This window comes from Streptomyces sp. NPDC096205 (genome assembly GCF_044763135.1).
In the GTDB taxonomy this organism is placed as follows: Bacteria; Actinomycetota; Actinomycetes; order Streptomycetales; family Streptomycetaceae; genus Streptomyces.
Genome location: NZ_JBIWFS010000004.1, coordinates 82,611 through 101,752 on the forward strand (window position 1 = coordinate 82,611; position 19,142 = coordinate 101,752).

Genomic DNA, 19,142 nt, shown 5'->3' on the forward strand with positions numbered 1-19,142 from the left:
TACAGCGCACCCTCAGGAGCGTCGCCATGACGCGCACCGAGCCACGCGGCAGCCGAGCCCCTTCCCTCCGGGAGCCGGGCCGGCGCCGGGTGTCCGCGGGCATCGGGTGCGCGCACCGCTTCCTCCCCGCTCCGCCGACGCGCCGGCTGTGCCCCGACCGCGCGATCCCCGCTCTGCCGTTCGCGTCCGTCGTGACCGGCGCGCCCCCGGAGTCCACCGCGGCCACCTCGCGGACAGCCCGGGGACGGCTGCCCCGCGAGGTGGCCCCGCCGGGCCGGTGACCACCGTGGACCCCAGGACGTCGTACGACGGGCCCCGGACGGCGAGCGCGCCGTCCACCCCGTCGACGGTCCTCGTCACCGGCGGCGCCGGGTTCGTCGGCAGCCACGCCTGTGTCGATCTGCTCGACCACGGCTACGAGGTGATCGTCGTCGACGACTACTCCAACAGCACCCCCCAGGTCCTCACCCGGGTGGAACGGATCGCCGGCCGCTTCGTCGGCGCGGTCTACGAACTGGACATCCGTGATCGGCACGCCCTCTCGGCCGTCTTCGACCGACACTCCGTGGACGCCGTCGTGCACCTCGCCGCGCACAAGGCCGTGGGCGAGTCGACACGGATGCCCGTGCCCTACTACGACACCAACGTCGGTGGCACCACGTCCCTGCTGTCCGCCATGTACGAGCACCACGTCCGCCACCTGGTCTTCTCGTCCTCGTGCGCGGTCTACGGCGACGCGGGCGGCGGCCCGCTCGACGAGTCGACGCCCGCCCGCCCCACCAACCCCTACGCGTCCTCCAAATGGCTGTGCGAGCGCATCCTCGGCGACGTCTGCCGCCACTGGCCCGGCTTCGTGGTGCTGTGCCTGCGCCACTCCAACCCGGTCGGCGCCCATCCCAGCGGACTGCTCGGCGAGGACCCGGCCGGCACGCCCCACAACCTCATGCCCTGCGTCGCCCAGGTCGCGGTCGGCCGGCACGAGCGGCTGCGCGTGTTCGGCGGCGACTACCCCACCCCGGACGGCACCGCCGTACGCGACTATCTGCACGTCATGGACATGGCGGAAGCGCACCGCGTGGCCCTGGACCATCTCGCCGACGAGTCCGGCATGCGGGTGTTCAACCTCGCCACCGGCACCGGCAGCTCGGTGCTGGACGTGGTCACCGCGTTCCGCTCGGCGTGCGGCCGGGCGATCCCGCTCGAGATCGTCGGCCGCCGCCCCGGCGACGTGCCCGAGCTGGTCGCGGACGCGAGCGCGGTGACCCGGGCCTGGGGCTGGCGCCCCACCCGGGACCTGGCCGCGATGTGCCGCGACAGCTGGCACTTCCAGCGGCTCAACCCGCACGGCTACGCCGGTTCGGCCCGGCGCCCCGGCAAGGAGGAGTGACGTCATGCGGTGCGTGTGGCACGGCGGCGAGCGCGCGGCCCCGGCCTGTCGCAGCGGGCCCTGATCGCGTACGAGATGCAGGCGCGGAGCGGCGATGCCTACGATCGAGATCCGCCCGGACCACGCAGACGGCCCGGCGCCCTCCCCTCGGAGGAGGCGACCGCTCTTGGTGCCGCCCCAGCGGCTCATGGCCGCACATCTGACGCTCGTCTGCGCCGTCACGGCCGTCTACCTCACCGTGCCCGCCACCCGGGCACCGCTGTGGGCCGTGATCGGACTGGCCGGCGTGGCGGCGGTGCTCACCGGCACCCGCGTCCACCGGCCCGCCCATGCCTGGCCCTGGTGGGTGCTGGCCGGCGGGCTGCTGATGTTCGTCACCGGAGACACGTACTACAACGTGCTGGAGCAGTACTTCGACGCCTCCAACCCGTTCCCCTCCCCCGCGGACGCCTGCTATCTGATCACCTATCCCCTCTTCGCGATCGGCCTGGCCGGACTGGTGCGCTACCGCTGGTCCGGGCACGACCTGCCCAGCCTGCTGGACGCGCTGATCGTCACCGCGGGCCTGGCCCTGCCGGTGTGGGTGTACCTGGTGCAGCCGCAGTCGGAGGTGGAGGGCATGAGCTGGGAGCAGCGGGCGATCAGCGTCGCCTATCCCCTCGGGGACGTGCTGGTGCTCGCGCTGCTGGCCCAGTTGCTGATCCGCAGCCCGCAGTCCGGGTCCAACCGCTCGCTGCAGCTGCTCGCCCTGGGCACGGCCACCCTCCTGGGCTTCGACATCGCGTACGGCATCCTGCAGCTGAACTCGATGTGGCAGGTCGGCACGGCGCTGGACGCCGGGTGGATCGTCTTCTACACCGCCTGGGGCCTGGCCGCGCTGCACCCGTCCATGGCCGAGCTGACCGCTCCGGAGCCGCGCCGCGAGTCGCTGCTGCCGCTGCCGCGCCGGCTGGTGCTGCTCGCCGCGACCACGCTGATCGCACCGGCCGTGCTGCTGATCGAGGGGCTGGGCGACCGGCCCCGGCACGCGTCCGTCATCGCCGCGTTCTCCGGTGTGTTGTTCCTGCTGGTCATCCTGCGGCTCGCCGGGATGGTGGTGGCGCACCGCAGGGCCGTCGCCCGCGAGCACGCCCTGCGCGGGGCGGCCGCCTCCCTGGTCTCGGCGATACGGCACCAGGAGGTGGCCCGTTCCTGCGAGGGGGCGGTGGACACGCTGCTGGGCCCGGACGTGCGCCACCGCACCCTGCTGCTGTCCGCGCAGCGCGCCGCCGAGCTGGGCCTGCGGGCACCGCGGCTGCTGCGGCCCGACGGGCTCGGACCGCACCTCGCCGACCAGTTGGCCGGTCTCGAGGCCGCGCTGGTGTGCCCGCTGACACCGCGCGAGCGGGCCGCCGACCAGACGCACGGCGTCCTGCTGGTCGCTGGCCCGACCCGGCAGCTCAACGAGACCCGCAGGTCCTTGGAGATCCTCGCCTCGCACGCCGGCCTGGCCCTGGAGCGGGTCCAGTTGCGCGAGGAGGTGGTCCGCCAGGAGAGCGAGGCCTATTTCCGCACCCTGGTGCGCAACACCTCCGACGTCATCCTGATCCTGGAGGACGACGACCGGATCCGGTACGCCAGCCCGTCGGCGCAGTCCGTGTTCGGCACCACCGACCTCATCGGCCGGGCCCTGCCCGACCTGCTGGACCCGCGCGACCGGGGACGCGCCGCCCGGCAACTGACGGCCGTACGGGAGAGCGGGCCGCGCCACGCCCATGACCACTGGTGGGTGCGGCGCGGGGAGGCCCGTGTCGAGGTGGAGGTGCGGTGCAGCGACTTCCGCGCCGAGAGCACCGTGAGCGGCCTGGTCATCACGCTGCGGGACGTCACCGAGCAGCGCCGCCTGGAGCACGAGCTGACCCAGCGCGCCTTCCACGACTCGCTGACCGGTCTGCCGAACCGGACGCTGCTGATGGAGCGCATCGAGCGCGCCCTGCTGCGGTCGCGCCGCGAATCGACGCTGACCTGTCTGCTCTTCATCGACCTGGACGACTTCAAGCTGGTCAACGACACGATGGGGCACTCCGCGGGCGACCATCTGCTGGTCGCCGTGGCGGGCCGGCTCGCCCGCACGCTGCGCCGTACGGACACCGCGGCGCGCCTGGGCGGCGACGAGTTCGCGGTGCTGATGGAGGACGCCCGCCGGCCCCTGGACGCCGAACTGCTGGCGGCGCAGGTGGTGCAGACCCTCAGCCGGCCCTTCGACCTGGCCGACGAGAAGGTGACCGTGTCCGCCAGCATCGGCGTGGCCACGGCCGACGACAGCACCGGCGCGGAGGAACTGCTCGGCCATGCCGATCTCGCGCTGTACGCGGCGAAGGCGGCCGGCAAGCGGCAGTGGCGGCGCTTCCAGCCGATGCTGCACACCCGCATGGTCGAGCGGCACGACCTGCAGAGCAGGCTCGCCCAGGCCGTGGCCGGGCGGGAGTTCACCCTGCGCTACCAGCCGGTGGTGGACATCACCGCGGGCGAGGTGGTCGGCTTCGAGGCGCTGGTGCGCTGGCCCTACCCCGCGCACCGGCCGGTCGCCCCGGAGCAGTTCATCACCCTGGCCGAGGAGACCGGGGACATCGCGGTGCTGGGCTCGTGGGTGCTGCAGAACGCCGTCCACGACATCGCCGGGCTGCAGCGGCTGCCCGGGCCGGCCGTACCGCCGTACGTCAGTGTGAACGTCTCCGCACGGCAGTTCCGCGACATCGGCTTCCTGGACCAGGTGGCGCAGGCCCTGCGCACACCGGGGCTCGCGCCGGGCTCGCTGCAGCTGGAGCTGACCGAGACCGTGCTACTGCGCCGGGACGCGCAGATCCAGTCGGTGCTGGCCTCGCTGAAGGAGCTGGGGGTGCACATCGCGGTCGACGACTTCGGCACCGGCTTCTCCTCGCTGCGCTATCTGCGGGACTTCCCCATCGACGTGCTGAAGATCGACAAGACGTTCATCGACGACCTCACCCGCGACGCCCAGCAGGTCGCCCTGGTCGAGGGCATCGTCCGGATCGCCGACACCCTGGGCCTTCAGGTGATCGCCGAGGGGATCGAGGACACGGAGCAGCGGGATCTGCTGGCGAACATGGGCTGCCGGTTCGGGCAGGGTTTCCTGTTCGCGCGGCCGATGACGGTGGAGCAGAGCGAACGGGTGCTGCGCGACGGCAACGGCACCCGGATCGCCCCGCCCGCCCCGGCCACGCCCGCCACCCTCGCCGTACCCGGGTCCGTCCCGGCGCCCGTCCCCGGCGCCCCCGCCGACGCGGGCGCCCCCTCGCGGCCGGCGGCCCGCTGGGCCGGTCTGGAGCATCTGCGGCGCACCAGCCCGATGAGCGACGCGGTCCTGGACGAGGTGCGCGGCCGGCACATCCGCAGCGGCGACCAGTGGCTGATCGACTACGCCTCCTGCAACTACCTCGGCTTCGACTGGGAGCCGGAGATCATCGCGGCGGTCGAGCCGGCGGTGCGCCGCTGGGGCACCCATCCGAGCTGGTCGCGCCTGCTGGGCAGCCCGAGTCTGTACCCGCAGATCGAGGAGCGGCTGACGGAACTGCTCGGCGCCCCGGACTCGCTGCTGCTGCCGACGATCACACTGATCCACTCCTCCGTCATCCCGGTCCTCGCCGAACAGGGCAGCGTGTTCGTGGAGGCGACCGCACACAAGACGATCTACGACGGCTGTGTCGCGGCCCGTTCCCAGGGCGCCTCGCTGCGCCGCTTCCACGCCGAGCGGATCGACGAGCTGGACGCGCTGCTGTCGGCCGCGCCCTCGGGCACGCCCCGGCTGGTGTGCCTGGACGGCGTCAACAGCATGAGCGGCAACATCCCCGACCTGCCGGCGCTCGCCGACGTGTGCCGTTCCCGGGGGGCCACGCTGTACGTCGACGACGCGCACGGCTTCGGTGTGATCGGCGAGCGCGGGCCCGGCGAGCTGTGCCCGTACGGCTCGCGCGGCAACAGCGTGGTGCGGCACACCGGGGAGTCGTACGAGGGGATGGTGCTGGTCGGCGGCTTCTCCAAGGCGTACTCGTCGCTGCTGGCGTTCCTGGCGCTGCCGACCGCGCTGAAGAACCGGCTGAAGACGGCGGCGGGGCCGTATCTGTACTCGGGTCCCTCCCCTACGGCGTCGCTGGCGACGGCGCTGGCCGGGCTGGACGTCAACGAGCGGCGCGGCGATGTGATCCGGGCCGACCTGTACCGCAAGACGGCGCGAGTACTGGACCACTTGGACCGGCTCGGGGTGGTCACGCTCAACCACGACCGGCTGCCGATCCTGGAGGTGCCGCTGGCCGACGCGGAGGACCTCGACGCGGTCGGCGCGTTCCTGTGGGATGCGGGCATCTATGTGACGCTGGCCGCGTATCCGCTGGTGCCGCGGGACCGGGTGGGGTTCCGCGTCCAGATCACCGCGCTGAACTCGGACGCCGACATCGAGCGGCTCAACGACACGCTGACCCGGCTGAGGGAGCGCTTTCCGCTGCGGACGAGGGCTTGAGAGGGCTGGGCCATGACGACACACGGGACGCCCGGGCCCCGTACGACCCACAACGACGACGTCGACTGGGACCGCTGGCCGGTGGCGGACTACCTCGCCGAGAACTACCGGGAGCTGCACCCCTCGGACGCCGCGGTCATCGCCCATCACTCGGCCTTCTTCCGCGGTCTGCCGCGCGGGAGCGTGGCCCGCTCGGTGGAGTTCGGCGCGGGCCCGAACCTGTATCCGCTGATCCTCGCGTCGGGCGCGTGCCGGCGGATCGAGGCGGTGGAGACGGGCGCGAGCAACGTCGCCTATCTGGAGCGGCAGATCCTGTGCGCGCCGGACGCGAGCTGGCAGCCGTTCCACCGGCTGTGCCGGGAGCTGAACCCGGACGTCCCGGCGACCCTCGCGGCCGCACTGGCGGGAGTGACCGTGGTCCACACCGACGTACGGGAGCTGGAGCCGGGCGCGTACGGGCTGGCGTCGATGCATTTCGTGGCGGAGGGCGCGACCGAGGACTACGCCGAGTTCGCCGAGTTCTGCGGGCTGTTCGTGCGGTGTGTGGCGCCCGGCGGGTACCTGGTGGCCGCGTTCATGGAGAACATGCCGACCTACCGCATCGGGCCCGCCTCGCGCTGGCCGGGCTGTCCGGTCGACCCGGACGTGGTGACGGAGGTGTTCGCGCCGCTGACCGGGGAGCTGTCGGTGACCCGGATCGACGCCGATCCGACCCTGCCGGACTACGGTGACACCGGGATGGTGCTGCTCACCGGAACGGCGGCGGAGCGTCCCTGAGGGCGAACGCCGTCCCGATCAGCGCCACATGGCTGAACGCCAGTGGGGCGTTGCCTAGCTGGCGCCCAGCGGCGGGGTCCCACTGCGCGGCGAGCAGACCGACGTCGTTGCGGATGGCGAGGACCCGCTCGAAGGCGTCGCGGGCGCGGCCGGTCTCGCCGAGCGCGGCGAGGGCGTCGGCGTACCACAGCGAGCAGGCCACCGACGTGCCCTCCTCACCGTCGTCGGGGGTGTGGCGGCGCAGGAAGCCGTCGTGCTCCAGGGCCCCCAGGGCGTGCACGGTGTCCCGCATCCGGGGGTCGCCGGCGGGCAGGAAGCCCAGCGCGGGCAGCAGCAGCGCGGAGGCGTCGAGGCGTTCGCTGCCGTAAGCCTGCACGAAGGAGCGCAGACCGCCGTGCCAACCCTGGCGGCACACCTGCGCGCGCACCTGGTCCCGCATGACCCGCCAGCCGTCCGGCACCTCGGCGCCGAGCAGCGCCCCGAGCGCGAGGGCCCGGTCCGCGGCGACCCAGGCCATGACCTTGGAGTGGACGAACTGGCGGGCCGGGCCGCGGGTCTGCCACAGGCCCTGGTCGGGTTCGTGCCAGTGCGCCTGGAGGTGGCCCATCAGCGACTTGACCAGGCTCCACACATGCGGGGGCACCTCGATCCCGGCGCGCAGGGAGAGACAGAGCGTGGCCATGATCTCGCCGATCTCGCCCTGGACGCCGAGGGCGCCCCGGCCCGGGGCGGCGGTGCCGAACCGCACGGGTGTCGAGCCCTCGTACCCGGACAGCCAGGGCGCCTCGGTCTCCGGCAGCAGGCGCTGGCCGCCGACGCCGTAGACGGTCTGGAGGTGGGCAGGGTCGCCGGCGACGGCGCGCACCAGCCAGCCGAGCCAGGCGCCGGCCTCCTCGCGGTAGCCGCTGCGCAGCAGGCAGGACAGGGTGAAGGCGGAGTCGCGCAGCCAGCAGAAGCGGTGGTCCCAGTTGCGCTCGCCGCCGATGCGCTCGGGCAGGGACGTGGTGGGCGCGGCGACGATCCCGCCGGTGGGGGCGTAGGTGAGGGCCTTGAGGGTGATCAGCGAGCGCATCACGGCGTCCCGCCACGGTCCCTGGTAGCGGCACTGGGCGGCCCAGTGCCGCCAGAAGTCGCGGGTCTCCTTCAGCGCGGTGTCGGCGGGCACGCACAGCGCACCGGGTGCGCCGGTGCGGTGCGAGGGCGTCCAGGCGAGGGTGAGGGCGAGGCGGCGGCCGGCGGCGACGGTGAAGTCGGCGACGGTGGTGCCGTCCTCGCCGAGGTCGGCGGCGGGCCCGTCGGTGCCCAGCCACACGGCGTCGGGTCCGGCGACGGCGACCTGACAGCGCTCGGCGTCGCTGCGGGTCCAGGGCACGACCCGCCCCTGATGGAAGCGGAGCCGGAGTTCGCTGCGCACGGTCACCGTGCCGGTCACGCCCTCGACGATCCGTACGAGGCAGGGGAACTGGGCGCGCGGCGGCATGAAGTCCGTGACGCGGACGCTGCCGGAGTCGGTCTCCCACTCGGTGTCCAGGACGAGGGTGTCGCGCCGGTAGCCGCGGCGGGTACAGGGGCCCGAGGTGCCGCGCGGGGCTATGCGCCAGAAGCCGTTGTCGGCGGTGCCGAGGAGCGCGGCGAGGCAGGCGGGCGAGTCGAACCGCGGCAGGCACAGCCAGTCCACCGACCCGTCCCGCCCGAGCATCGCGGCGGTCTCCAGGTCGCTGAGGAGGGCGTAGTCCTCGATGAGACTGCTCATGATCGAAGGTCACGCCGTCCTGCACTTCGCCGTACTTCCAGCCTACGACGGCGGGTGCGGGGGCGCCCGGTGTGCGGGGGCCGGTCGGTGTGCGGGGCCCGGTCGGTGTGCGGGGGCCGGTCGACGTCCCGGACGGCCCCACCGGGCGGGGGCCGGTGGGGCCGTCCGGGACGGTCGGCGGGCGGTCGGTCCGTCGGCCGGCGGCGGTCAGTCCGTCGGCCGACAGGTGGTCAGTCCACCGGCCGACAGGTGGTCAGTCCACCGGCCGACAGGTGGTCAGTCCACCGGCCGACAGGTGGTCAGTCCGCCAGCCGACGGCGGTCACTCCGTCGGCCGACAGGCGGTCAGTCCGTCGGCCGGCGGCGGAATCCGCGGTGCAGGGCGAGGCCGCCGAGGAGGAGTGCGGCGCTGCCGGCCGCGGCGGGCAGGATGGCGTCGGTGCCGGTGTGGGCGAGCGCGGCGTGCGCGGGCGGGGCGGACACCTCGTGGAGGGGCGGCGGGGTGTCGGGCCGGCCGGCGGGCGGGAGGTTCCGCGGGCCGGGCTTCGTCGGCTGCTCGGGCTCGACGGGGTTCTTCGGCGGCAGCGGGTGCTGCGGCTCCGTGGGTTCCCCCGGCTGCTCGCCGGAGTTGTTGCCGGAGTGGTTGCCGAGGACCGGGTTGCCGATGCCGACCACGTTCACGGAGTTGCCGCTGACGTTGACCGGGAGCTCGACCGGCAGCTGGACGCCGTTGCCGGAGATCACCCCGGGCGAGCCCTCGGTCTCGCCGCTCGCGGTCGCGCCGGGCGGCGGACCGGCCGGGTTGTTCTCCTCGGCCTCGTTCACGCAGCTGTTGCCCGCGGCCGGGTTGAGGAGTCCCACCACGTTCACGGTGTTCCCGCACAGGTTCACCGGGACGTTCACCGGGAGCTGGACGCTGTTGCCTGAGATCACGCCGGGCGAACCGGCCGCGGTCCCGTCGGCCGTGGACTCGGCGTGCGCGGCTCCCGTCGCGGCCAGCGCGCCGGAGACTGCGACGACGGCGATCACACCGTTTCGGGTCACCCGTCTCATAGGTTCCCTGCCTTCCAGACATGGACACGGGCACTCGCCCGCACCGGATAGAACGCGCGCGACCGATCGAAGTTATGGCTAAACGCCCTTTCACCCCATCGAGTGCCGGGTTTGTCGAACAGGCGGTAAAGGATCGAAATCATCATCATCTCCGATCAAAGCGGGCGCAGGGTACGCCGCCCGTCGCCCTCCCGCCCGCCCACGGGCGCCGCTCCACGGGGCCGCTTATCGTGGCCCGAGGGCCTTCGTCTCCCCGTCCCTGACTGGAGGGGTCGTGCCGACCGAGGACTGGAGGGATCGTGCCGACCAAGCTGCCCCCGCACTGGCCCGCGGTCCGGCGATGCATACTCACCGGCACCGCGGGACTCGCACTGCTCGGCGCGGGCCTGCCCGCCGCCGCTGACGACGGCGACGTCGACGGACCCGGCCTGTCCCGCTTCTACGACCAGAAGATCTCCTGGTCGGCGAAGGCGTGCGAGAGCCCCGAGGAGACCGAGCGCCCCGAGGGCCTGCAGTGCGGCAAGGTCACCGTCCCCCTCGACTACGCCCACCCGGGCGCGGGCAAGCTGGAGCTGGCGCTCGCCCGCTACCGCGCCACGGGCAAGTCGTCGCGGGGCTCGGTGGTGCTGAACTTCGGTGGGCCCGGGGGCTCCGGTGTCGCCGAACTCTCCTGGGGCGCCGACGACTTCATGGACCTGGCCGAGGGCTACGACGTGGTCTCCTTCGACCCACGCGGAGTCGGCCGCTCCTCCCCCGTGAGCTGTGGCGACACCGGCTACGAGACCGCCGTGGACCTGGACGGCACGGACGACGCGCTCAGCGATCCGCAGGCCGTGCTGCGGAAGTTGCGCAAGGTGGCGAAGGAGTGCGCCGCGCACTCCGGCCCGGTGCTGGAGCACATGGGCACGGTGGACGTCTCGCGCGACCTGGACATCATCCGCGACGCCCTCGGCGACAAGAAGCTCAACTACCTGGGCTTCTCCTACGGCACACGGCTCGCCGCGGTGTACGCCGCGCAGTTCCCGGACAAGGTGGGACGGCTCGTCCTGGACGGCGTGGACACGCTGACCGAGCCGCTGACCGAGCAGGGCATCGTGGGCGCGCGGGGGCAGCAGGTCGCCCTTGACGCGTTCATCGACTGGTGCGTGAAGGACATCGCCTGTCCGTTCGGGCAGGACGCCCGCAGCGCCCGCGAGGACGTCGTACGCCTGGTGCGCTCGCTCGACGAGGACCCGGTGCCGACGGCGTACAACGGGCCGTTCAGCGGCCAGGACCTGGTCGGCGCGATCGGGCAGGCGCTGTACAGCGAGGATCTGTGGCCGTCGCTGGAGCGGGCGCTCGCCTCGCTGGTCGAGGACGGCGACACCCGGGCGATCGAGGCCTTCGCCGGCGGCGGCATCGCCCTGCCGGTGCGTGAGAAGGACACACGTGAGAAGGACACAGAGGCCGGGGAGGAGACCGGGGGCACGCTCGTGGACGAGGAGGACGTCCCGCTGGACAACCTCCCGGCGGCGCTGATGGCGGTCAACTGCGCGGACGATCCCGACCGCCCGACCGCCGGGCAGATCACCCGTGATCTGGCCCGGCTGCGCGCCGACTACGAGCGTGCCTCACCGGTCTTCGGCGTCTACCGGCTCACCCAGGTGCTGATGTGCCACGGCCGCCCGAAGGGCACCGACTACATCCGCGAGAAGGTCAAGGACGTCCACACGCCGAAGATGCTGCTGGTGGGCACGCGCGGCGACCCGGCGACGCCGTACCGCTGGACCGTGGAGACCGCCAAGCGCCTCGGGTCCTCTGCGGTGGTGCTCGACCACCGCGGCGAGGGCCACACCGGCTACGGCTCCTCCACCTGCGTGCACCGCAAGGTCGACGACTTCCTGCTGTACGGCTCCCTGCCGGCCGACGGCAGCTCCTGCGGCCCCGACCGGGACCGCTGAGCGACGGCCGTACCGGGGGGTCGGTCACCCCGAATGCCCGACGGACGAAACGGACTTACGGTGATGTCATGGAGCACGCACTCAGTCCCGAGACCCTCAGCGAACTGCGGCGTCCACGCCCCTATCCCGCGGTGTCCGTGCTGACGCCGACCCATCGCCGCGAACCCGAGAACGCCCAGGACCCGGTCCGGCTGCGCAATGTGGTGGCCGAGGCCAAACGACAGCTGGAGTCCGATCCGTCGGTCACCCGGGAGCGGCGGGCCGATGTCGTCGCCCACCTCGACAAGGCGCTCGCCGAGGTCGACCTCGCCCATGCCGAGGACGGTCTGGTGATCTTCGCGGCTCCCGGTGAGCACCAGGTGTGGTCGGTCGCCCGGGAGGTGCCCGAACGGGTCGTGCTCTCGGACACGTTCCTCACCCGCAACCTGGTCTCCGCGCAGGCGGCCGAGCAGCCGTTCTGGGCGCTGTCCGTCGCGGCCGACCGGATCACGCTGTGGAACGGCGGGGCGGACCGGGTCGTCGAGGAGCGCTCCGGTGGCTTCCCGTTCACCCGGCGCGTGGAGAACTTCGACCCCGAGCGCCGCGAGCGCATCGGGGACAGTCCGAGCACCTTCCGTGACGAGGACACCCGTCGCTTCCTGCGCGACGCCGACACGGCCCTGGGCGCGGTCCTGCGGGTCGCCCCGCGACCGGTGTACGTCACCGGCGAGCGGGCCGCGCTGTCGGCGCTGGACGAGGTCGGCCTGCACACCAGGGGCGTGCCCCGGGTGCCGCGCGGCGGACTCGCGCACGCCTCCGCCGAGGCCGTCTGGCAGGCCCTGCGGCCGGTCGTGGAGGAGGAGGCCCGGCGCGGCACCGACGAGGTCGCCCGGGCGCTGGAAGCGGCGCGCGGGCGCAGGGAGTTCGCGGCCGGGCTCGACGAGGTGTGGCAGAACGCCCGCGAGGCGCGCGTCCGGCTGCTCGCCGTCGAGGAGAACTACCGCGCCACCGTGCGCGACGACGGCTCCCACCTGGTGCCCGCCGTGAGCGGTGACCTCGACGCCCGCGAGGACATCGTGGACGAGATCGTCGAGCAGTGCCTGGAGACCGGCGCCGAGGTCCGCTTCGTCCCGGACGGCACCCTCGGCGACACGGGCGGCATCGCGGGAGTCCTGCGCTACTGACTCCTCGCCCCGCATCCCCTCGCCCGGCACCCCTCGCCACGCCCCTGTCCCGCCCCGGCCTACGCTACGGCGGGACAGGCGGCGACGAGGGAGTGCGCGAGTGAGTGACCTGCTGGGTGTGGCGGTACTGGGGACCGGACACATGGGAGCCGACCACATACGCCGCCTGGAGAACGTGGTGAGCGGCGCCAAGGTCGTCGCCGTGGCCGACCCCGATGCCGACCGCGCGGAACACGCCCTGGCCGGGATCGCCGGGGCGAGCACGCACACCGAGGCGGAGGCGGCTCTCGACGCGCCCGGTGTGCAGGCGGTGCTGATCGCCTCGCCCGGTCCCGCGCACGAGGAGGCGCTGCTGGCGGCGTTCGCGCGCGGGCTGCCGGTGCTGTGCGAGAAGCCGATGGTGCCGGGCTCCGCCGGCGCGCTGCGGGTGGTCGAGGCCGAGGCACGGCTGGGCCGCCGGCTGGCCCAGATCGGGTTCATGCGGCGCTACGACGCCGAATACCGGCAGTTGAAGGCCGTACTGGACGAGGGACGGCTGGGCAGGCCGCTGATGCTGCACTGCGTGCACCGCAATGTGTCCTCGCCGCCGGACTTCACCTCGGCGATGCTGATCGACAGTTCGGTCGCGCACGAGATCGACGCGGCCCGCTGGCTGCTGGGCCAGGAGCTGACGGCGGTGACCGTCCTGCGCCCCCGCTCCTCCGACCGGGCCCCCGAGGGCCTGCTCGACCCGCAGTTCGTGCTGTTCGAGACGGACGGCGGGGCCCTGGTGGACGTGGAGGTGTTCGTCAACTGCGGCTTCGGCTACCAGGTGCGCTGCGAGGCCGTGTGCGAGGCGGGCAGCGCCCGGATCGGCGAGGGCCACGGCATGCTCGTCACGTCGGCCGGCGCCGCCCGCGAGGAGGTCGCGCAGGACTACCTGGTGCGGTTCGCCGACGCCTACGACCGTGAGGTGCAGGCCTGGGTGGACGCCACCCGGCAGGGCAGGGTCACCGGCCCCGGAGCCTGGGACGGCTACGCGGCCTCCGTGGTCGCCGAGGCCGGGGTCCGGGCGCAGGAGAGCGGCGCCCGGGTCACCGTCGACCTCGCTCCGCGCCCCGCCCTGTACGAGTGATCAGGTCCACGAGTGCTGCGCTCAGACCCCGTCGAACAGCGCGCTCAGGCCCTGGTCCACGGCCTCGCTGACGTCCTCGTGCCCCGCGCCGACGACGGCGTAGGTGCGCAGCAGGAAGCGGTGCAGGCAGGCGGTGTCGAACTGGAGCAGGGCGAGGCCGTGGGGCGAGTGGAACTCCAGCACCGTGCGGGCCCGGCCGCAGGGCCAGATGTGCACGTCCCCGGTCCCCGCCGGGCCCTGGAGTCCGTCCGCGAGCAGGCCCCGGGCGAACGTCCAGGTGACGCTCCGCTCCTCCAGGGAGACCTCGGCCGGGAAGTCGATGTGCACGGCGAGGGGATCGCGCGAGTCGTACCGGAGCGTGGCGGGCACCGGCAGTTCCTGTTCGTCGGCGGTGATCAGCCGGGCGGCGGCGGGCTGCTGGAGCGTGATCTGGATCTGCGAGTCCATACGGGTCCCCCTGCGGTCGAGCGGTCGGCCGGTCCTTCCGGCATGTGAGTACGACCCCGAAAGGGGCGTTCGCATTACACCGAGACCCGAAAGAATTGATGTGACCTGCGTCACTTCGAGCGAGCGCAGAACACACGCCCGTCGAACAGGAGAATGAACCCGGGCGGACGGCGGCCGGGACTGCCTCAACTCACGTACGATTCCTACGACTTACCCGCACTGACGGGTAGTCGGAAAGCGTGCCGCGACCGGTCCGTGAAGACGGTGGCATATGCCAGAAGCACCACCGTATCGTGTGTTGCCAAATCCCTTACAGGGCGTCGCGGGCTGTGCGACAGTCGTAGCGGTCCCACCGACAGCCTTGGTCGTTCCGTCCCCCCATCGGAGTGCGTCATGCCGCCCCATCTCTCCGCGGACCGCCCAGCCGCCCAGCCGCCCGGACGAGGCGCGGTCGACGCGTTGATCACACAGACGCGGCGGCTCAAGGGCGACGTGGACGCGGTACGGCGCGATGTGCCCGGCGACGGCTCGGACCCGCAGGACCGCTGGCAGCGCGCGCTGTACGACCTCGCCCTGCACCAACTCAACGACCTCGACGAGCACTTGGCCCAACTGCGCGACGGCCCCGAGCCCGAGGAACTGCCCGCGCCACGCCCCGCACCCCCGAGCGAGTCACTGCTCAGCCGGGTCGGCAGCGCGGAGTGGAACCTCCTGACGGACGAGGCGAGTTGGTCGGTCGAGCTGTACGAGATCCTCGGCCGCGACCCCGCCACCGCGCCCCTCACCCTCGACGAACTGCCGTCCGTGGTACCGGCCGAGGACCGGCCCCGCCTGACGGCGATGGTCACGGACTGCCTCGTCGACGCCAAGCGCATCGACGGCGAGTTCCGCGTCGTACGGCCGGACGGCGAGACGCGCACCGTCCACATGATGGGCGAGCCGGTGCTCGGCGGCGACGGCAGCACCGCCTCGATGTGGGCCGTGCTGCGCGACGTCAGCGCGCTGCGCCGCAGCCTGGAGACCGTGAGCGAGACCCGTGACTCGCTCCGTCGTCAGCGGCATCACGCGCAGACCGAGCACCGGTTGGCGGTCGAGCTGCAGGAAGCCGTGCTCCCCCCGTGGCGCGGCTCCCTGCGGCTCCCGCACCAGGGCCCGCCCGCCCTGGACCTCGCCGCCCACCGGCTGCCGACGCCCTCCCACGCGGCGATCGGCGGCAGTTGGTACGACGCGCTGGAACTGTCCGACGGCGAGACCCTGCTGAGCGTCGGCGACCTCGCGGGCCACGGCGTCGCCGCCACCTCGGGCATGGCGATGCTGCTCGGCGCGCTGCGCGGCATGGCGATGGCCGGCACCCGGCCCGGCCCGCTGATGACCTGGCTGAACCAACTCCTGGACGCCACCGTCCAGCCCGCCCTCGGCAGCGCCCTGTGCTGCCGCTACCGGCCCGCCGACCGCGCCCTGCTGTGGGCGCGGGCCGGGCATCCCGCCCCTCTGCTGTTCCGCGGCGGGACGGGGCGCGAGCTGGACGCCCCGGACGGCGTCCTGCTCGGCGCGACCACGACAGCCTCCTACGGCGAGGCCGAGGAGACCCTCGAGGCCGGCGACGTCCTGCTGCTGCACACCCCCGGGCTGGTGCCCGGCGACGACGAGGCGGCCGTGGTGCGGCGCCTCCTCGGCCTCGCCCCGCGCCTGGGCGCGGCGGACACCGCACAGGACTGCCTGCGGGTGGTCGTGGAGGAGTGCGGCGGTGGAGCGCGCCAGAGTGAGGCCTGCGTGCTCGTCGCCAAGGTCGTCGCGTAACCGGAGACGGACGGGTCGTGCGCCCCGAGGGGGCTACGCCGGTGCGGTGCCGCCCCCCTTGCTCCTCGCCTTCGGCAGGGCCAGCCGGATCTCCTCCCGCAGGTCGCTGATCTTCGGGTACTCGGCGTACTCGGCGGTCAGCCGGTACATCTGGCGCAGCCGGTCCCAGGTGCGGCGGGAGGAGTTGGAGCCCATCGACATCAGCGCCAGGCGGGCGTAGCGGTCCGCCTGTTCCGGGTCGTCCGCGATGAAGCAGGCGGACGCCATGGACAGATGGTCGAAGATCTTCGACCGCTCGCGTCCGTCGATCCGCAGGGCGAGTGCCTTCTCCGCGAAGTGCTGGGCGTGCGTGGCCGCGCCCGCGTCGAACTCGGCCAGCGTGCGGTAGGCGAGCGCCTGCATGCCGTACAGATCCTCGTCCTTGAAGGTCTGCATCCAGTCCGGGGTCTCCACCTCGTTCTTCTCGGAGACGAAGAGGTCCTCCGCCTGGCCGAGGGTGCGGCGCATCGCCTGCCCCTTGCCCATCGACGCCTGCGCCCAGGCCTCGATGGTGTGGAACATGGCCTTGGTGCGCGGCAGCAGCCGGTCGCCGGAGCCGGACTGGGCGAGCTTCATCAGGTCGAGCGCCTCACCGGGCCGGCCCAGATGGACCATCTGGCGGGCCGCCCGGGAGAGCGCCTCGCCGGCCCGGGGCCGGTCACCGCCCTCACGTGCGGCATGGGCGGCGATGATGAAGTACTTCTGGGCCGTGGGTTCCAGGCCGACGTCGTGCGACATCCAGCCCGCGAGGACGGCCAGGTTGGCGGCGACGCCCCACAGGCGCCGCTGGAGATGGGGTGGGTGGCGGTAGGCGAGCATGCCGCCCACTTCGTTGAGCTGGCCCACGACCGCCTTGCGCTGGAGGCCGCCACCGCGGGCGGCGTCCCAGGCCCGGAACACCTCCACCGAGCGCTCCAGTTCCTCGATCTCCTGCGACCCGATGGGGGCGGCCTCGTAGCGGTCGAACCCAGCGGGGTCGGCGTGCAGGGGATTGTCGAGGACGGGGGCGTCGGCGGCGAGGGCCGGATCGGTGTGCAGCCAGTCGTGCATGGCGCTGCTGAGTGCGGATCCCGCGGTGAGCGCGACACCCGCACCCACCAAGCCGCGTCGGTTGAGCATGAGGTCCATTCCCGTGAATTCGGTGAGGACCGCGGCGGTCCGCTCGGGCGCCCACGGCACACCGTCGGGATGTTCCGCACTCCCGCCGCTCGGCCGTTTCCCCGCGCGCCCGTGCCGGACCAGACCGAGATCCTCGATGGTCACGACACGGCCGAGACGCTCGGTGAACAGCGCCGCCAGCACCCGCGGCACGGGGTCGCGCGGGATCTCTCCCGTGTCGATCCACCGCCGCACACGCGAGGTGTCGGTCGCCAGCTGCGGGTGGCCCATGGCCGCCGCCTGCCGGTTGACCAGCCTCGCGAGCTCTCCCTTGGACCAGCCGGCCAGGCCGAACAGGTCCGCAAGGCGGGTGTTGGGTTGTCCGCTCACGTCAAGCCCCCAGGTTCTCGGCTGAGTTGACCGTAGCCCCTGAAAAGTTGCCGGGCGACTATTCGCCAGGGTTCGCCAGGGTGCGCCAGATGGTGTGCCACGGGACACCGGGTGTCAGGTAGGAACGCGCCACCCCGACCCGGTCGCCGGTTCGCCAGAGCCGGTGCACTCCCCAGGGTGCACCCCTGTGCGGCCGGGCCGGGCGGCGCATCGTCGTCGGGCTCACGAAGGGATCTGTATCGCCCATGTACGCAGCATCGTCCTCCGTGTCCGCCCCGCCCCGGTCGCTGCGCCCGCGCCCCCCGGCGCCCGGCTCCGCCCGAGTGGGGGAAGTCCCCCCGCAGGGCAGCGGCCCCTACCTCGCCCCGGCGCGATCGGCCGCCCCCGTGCTCGGCGCGGGCCGGCCCCGCCGCGGAGCGGGCCCCGGCAACCCACCGCTCAGCGGGAGACTCGACTTGTCCGGCCCTCAGGGCGCCCAGCTCCGGGCGGCGATCGCCACGGTGCACCGGATCTGCCCGGAGTTCGCCCCGGTGCAGGTGCTGCGCCGCAGCGGCCGCTCCGTGCTCCTGGTCGGCACGACCGGGCGCAGCACCGCCGTAGCCAAGTGTTTACTGGACCAGTCCCCCGCGTGGGCCGAGCGGATCCGGCACGAGATAGCGGCATACCGCTCGTTCGTCCGGCACCGCCCGCCAGTGCGGGCGCCCCGGCTGATCGCGGCGGACCCGGACAACTGCACCCTCGTCATCGAGCGCATGCCCGGCCGGCCGGCGGCCCTGCTGCGTCACCCCGTCGAGGCCCCGCCGCGCGCCGACATCCGGGCGGCGCTGGGCGCGGTCTGCCGGCTCAATGCCTGGCGGCCGCCCGCGGGCACCTTCGACGCCCCGCTGGACTACGCGGCCCGTATCTCCCGCTATCACGAACTGGGCCTGCTGACCGACCGGGACCTGGGCGACCTGCAGAAGCTGCTGCACGGCATCGCGGCGGGCGCCGGCCGCCACGGCATGGGCCAGTTCTGCCACGGCGACGCGCTGCTGAACAACGTCCTGCTGTCGCCGGCCGGTCCGGTGCTGGTGGACTGGGAGCACGCGGGCTGGTACCTGCCGGGCTACGACCTCGCGACGCTGTGGTCGGTGCTCGGTGACGCGCCCGGCGCGCGGCGGCAGATCAGCCAGATCGCGCAGTCGGCGGGCCCCGCCTCGCGCGACGCCTTCCTGGTGAACCTGATGCTGGTGCTCACCCGGGAGATCCGGACCTACGAGACGGCCGTGCAGCGTTCGATGCACGAACCGACCCCGGCGGCACCGGGCACGGCCCACCCGGGTGCTGCGCCGTCCGGCGAGGAACAGCGGCTGCTGCTCAGGCGGCTGCACGACGACTGCCAGATGGCCCGCAGGGCCGTCCGAGCGGCGGTCGGCACTCGCTGACGGGGACAGCGGTCCGTGGTGCGCCCGACGACGGGGCGGCGCACCACGGACCTCGCTGTGTGCGGGGCCGGTACGCAGAGCCCATTGGTGTACTCCACTGACGCCCCCCAGGCCCGCCACCCGCCGCCACGAAACTCCGTACCACCCGCGCTGACATGGGAAATCACCCTCCTGTGGGCATGATTGACGGATCGTCGGACAGCCGGTACCACTGACACGCCCGGCCCCGCACGGCTCATCCC

General features: G+C 73.2%; 13 protein-coding genes. 9 read left to right on the forward strand and 4 right to left on the reverse strand.

What is annotated here, in order from left to right:
• The first annotated feature begins 26 nt into the window (after positions 1-26).
• The 4 genes from ACIQ6Y_RS16530 to ACIQ6Y_RS16545 all read left to right on the forward strand — a co-directional run bounded on the left by ACIQ6Y_RS16530 (position 27) and on the right by ACIQ6Y_RS16545 (position 6,680).
• The gene (locus tag ACIQ6Y_RS16530) at positions 27-281 is read left to right on the forward strand and encodes a hypothetical protein (protein WP_404038621.1); all 255 of its coding nucleotides are present in this window, start codon (positions 27-29) and stop codon (positions 279-281) included.
• A gap of 5 nt (positions 282-286) precedes the next feature.
• Positions 287-1,387: a UDP-glucose 4-epimerase GalE gene (gene galE / locus ACIQ6Y_RS16535; RefSeq protein WP_404040063.1), complete on the forward strand. Its 1,101-nt coding sequence runs from the start codon at positions 287-289 to the stop codon at positions 1,385-1,387.
• Positions 1,388-1,574: 187 nt separating this feature from the next.
• A complete protein-coding gene (locus ACIQ6Y_RS16540; protein WP_404040066.1) occupies positions 1,575-5,903 on the forward strand; it encodes an aminotransferase class I/II-fold pyridoxal phosphate-dependent enzyme in 4,329 nt (1,442 codons plus the stop codon).
• A 12-nt stretch (positions 5,904-5,915) separates the two neighbouring features.
• Positions 5,916-6,680 (forward strand): class I SAM-dependent methyltransferase, encoded by a 765-nt coding sequence (locus tag ACIQ6Y_RS16545; protein WP_404038623.1) that lies wholly within the window; start codon positions 5,916-5,918, stop codon positions 6,678-6,680.
• Here the strand turns inward: ACIQ6Y_RS16545 and ACIQ6Y_RS16550 are convergent.
• Positions 6,652-8,433 carry a glycoside hydrolase family 15 protein gene (locus ACIQ6Y_RS16550; RefSeq protein WP_404038626.1) on the reverse strand — a complete coding sequence of 594 codons (1,782 nt, stop codon included), beginning with the start codon at positions 8,431-8,433 and terminating at the stop codon, positions 6,652-6,654. The two genes, ACIQ6Y_RS16545 and ACIQ6Y_RS16550, sit on opposite strands and share 29 nt — an antisense overlap.
• 344 nt (positions 8,434-8,777) lie before the next feature.
• Positions 8,778-9,485 carry a chaplin family protein gene (locus ACIQ6Y_RS16555; protein ID WP_404038629.1) on the reverse strand — a complete coding sequence of 236 codons (708 nt, stop codon included), beginning with the start codon at positions 9,483-9,485 and terminating at the stop codon, positions 8,778-8,780.
• Between the two features lie 299 nt (positions 9,486-9,784).
• Here ACIQ6Y_RS16555 and ACIQ6Y_RS16560 point away from each other — a divergent pair, with 299 nt between their 5' ends.
• From ACIQ6Y_RS16560 to ACIQ6Y_RS16570, 3 genes are all read left to right on the forward strand, one after another.
• The gene (locus ACIQ6Y_RS16560) at positions 9,785-11,425 is read left to right on the forward strand and encodes an alpha/beta hydrolase (RefSeq protein ID WP_404038632.1); all 1,641 of its coding nucleotides are present in this window, start codon (positions 9,785-9,787) and stop codon (positions 11,423-11,425) included.
• Positions 11,426-11,493: 68 nt separating this feature from the next.
• Positions 11,494-12,588 (forward strand): chemotaxis protein, encoded by a 1,095-nt coding sequence (locus ACIQ6Y_RS16565; RefSeq protein ID WP_404038634.1) that lies wholly within the window; start codon positions 11,494-11,496, stop codon positions 12,586-12,588.
• Between the two features lie 100 nt (positions 12,589-12,688).
• On the forward strand, positions 12,689-13,702 hold the full coding sequence (locus ACIQ6Y_RS16570) for a Gfo/Idh/MocA family protein (protein WP_404038637.1): 1,014 nt from the start codon (positions 12,689-12,691) through the stop codon (positions 13,700-13,702).
• A 21-nt stretch (positions 13,703-13,723) separates the two neighbouring features.
• On the opposite strand, the gene ACIQ6Y_RS16575 is transcribed toward ACIQ6Y_RS16570, so the two are convergent.
• Positions 13,724-14,137 (reverse strand): SsgA family sporulation/cell division regulator, encoded by a 414-nt coding sequence (locus ACIQ6Y_RS16575; RefSeq protein ID WP_404040069.1) that lies wholly within the window; start codon positions 14,135-14,137, stop codon positions 13,724-13,726.
• A gap of 405 nt (positions 14,138-14,542) precedes the next feature.
• On the opposite strand from ACIQ6Y_RS16575, the gene ACIQ6Y_RS16580 reads away from it, so the two are divergent.
• Positions 14,543-15,949, forward strand: a complete 1,407-nt coding sequence (locus tag ACIQ6Y_RS16580; protein WP_404038639.1) for a PP2C family protein-serine/threonine phosphatase — start codon at positions 14,543-14,545, stop codon at positions 15,947-15,949.
• A 33-nt stretch (positions 15,950-15,982) separates the two neighbouring features.
• Here the strand turns inward: ACIQ6Y_RS16580 and ACIQ6Y_RS16585 are convergent, their stop codons facing one another.
• A complete protein-coding gene (locus ACIQ6Y_RS16585; protein ID WP_404038642.1) occupies positions 15,983-17,476 on the reverse strand; it encodes a hypothetical protein in 1,494 nt (497 codons plus the stop codon).
• Between the two features lie 245 nt (positions 17,477-17,721).
• Here ACIQ6Y_RS16585 and ACIQ6Y_RS16590 point away from each other — a divergent pair, with 245 nt between their 5' ends.
• Entirely contained in the window at positions 17,722-18,900 is a 1,179-nt protein-coding gene (locus ACIQ6Y_RS16590; RefSeq protein WP_404038645.1) for an aminoglycoside phosphotransferase family protein, read from the forward strand.
• Positions 18,901-19,142 lie beyond the last annotated feature (242 nt).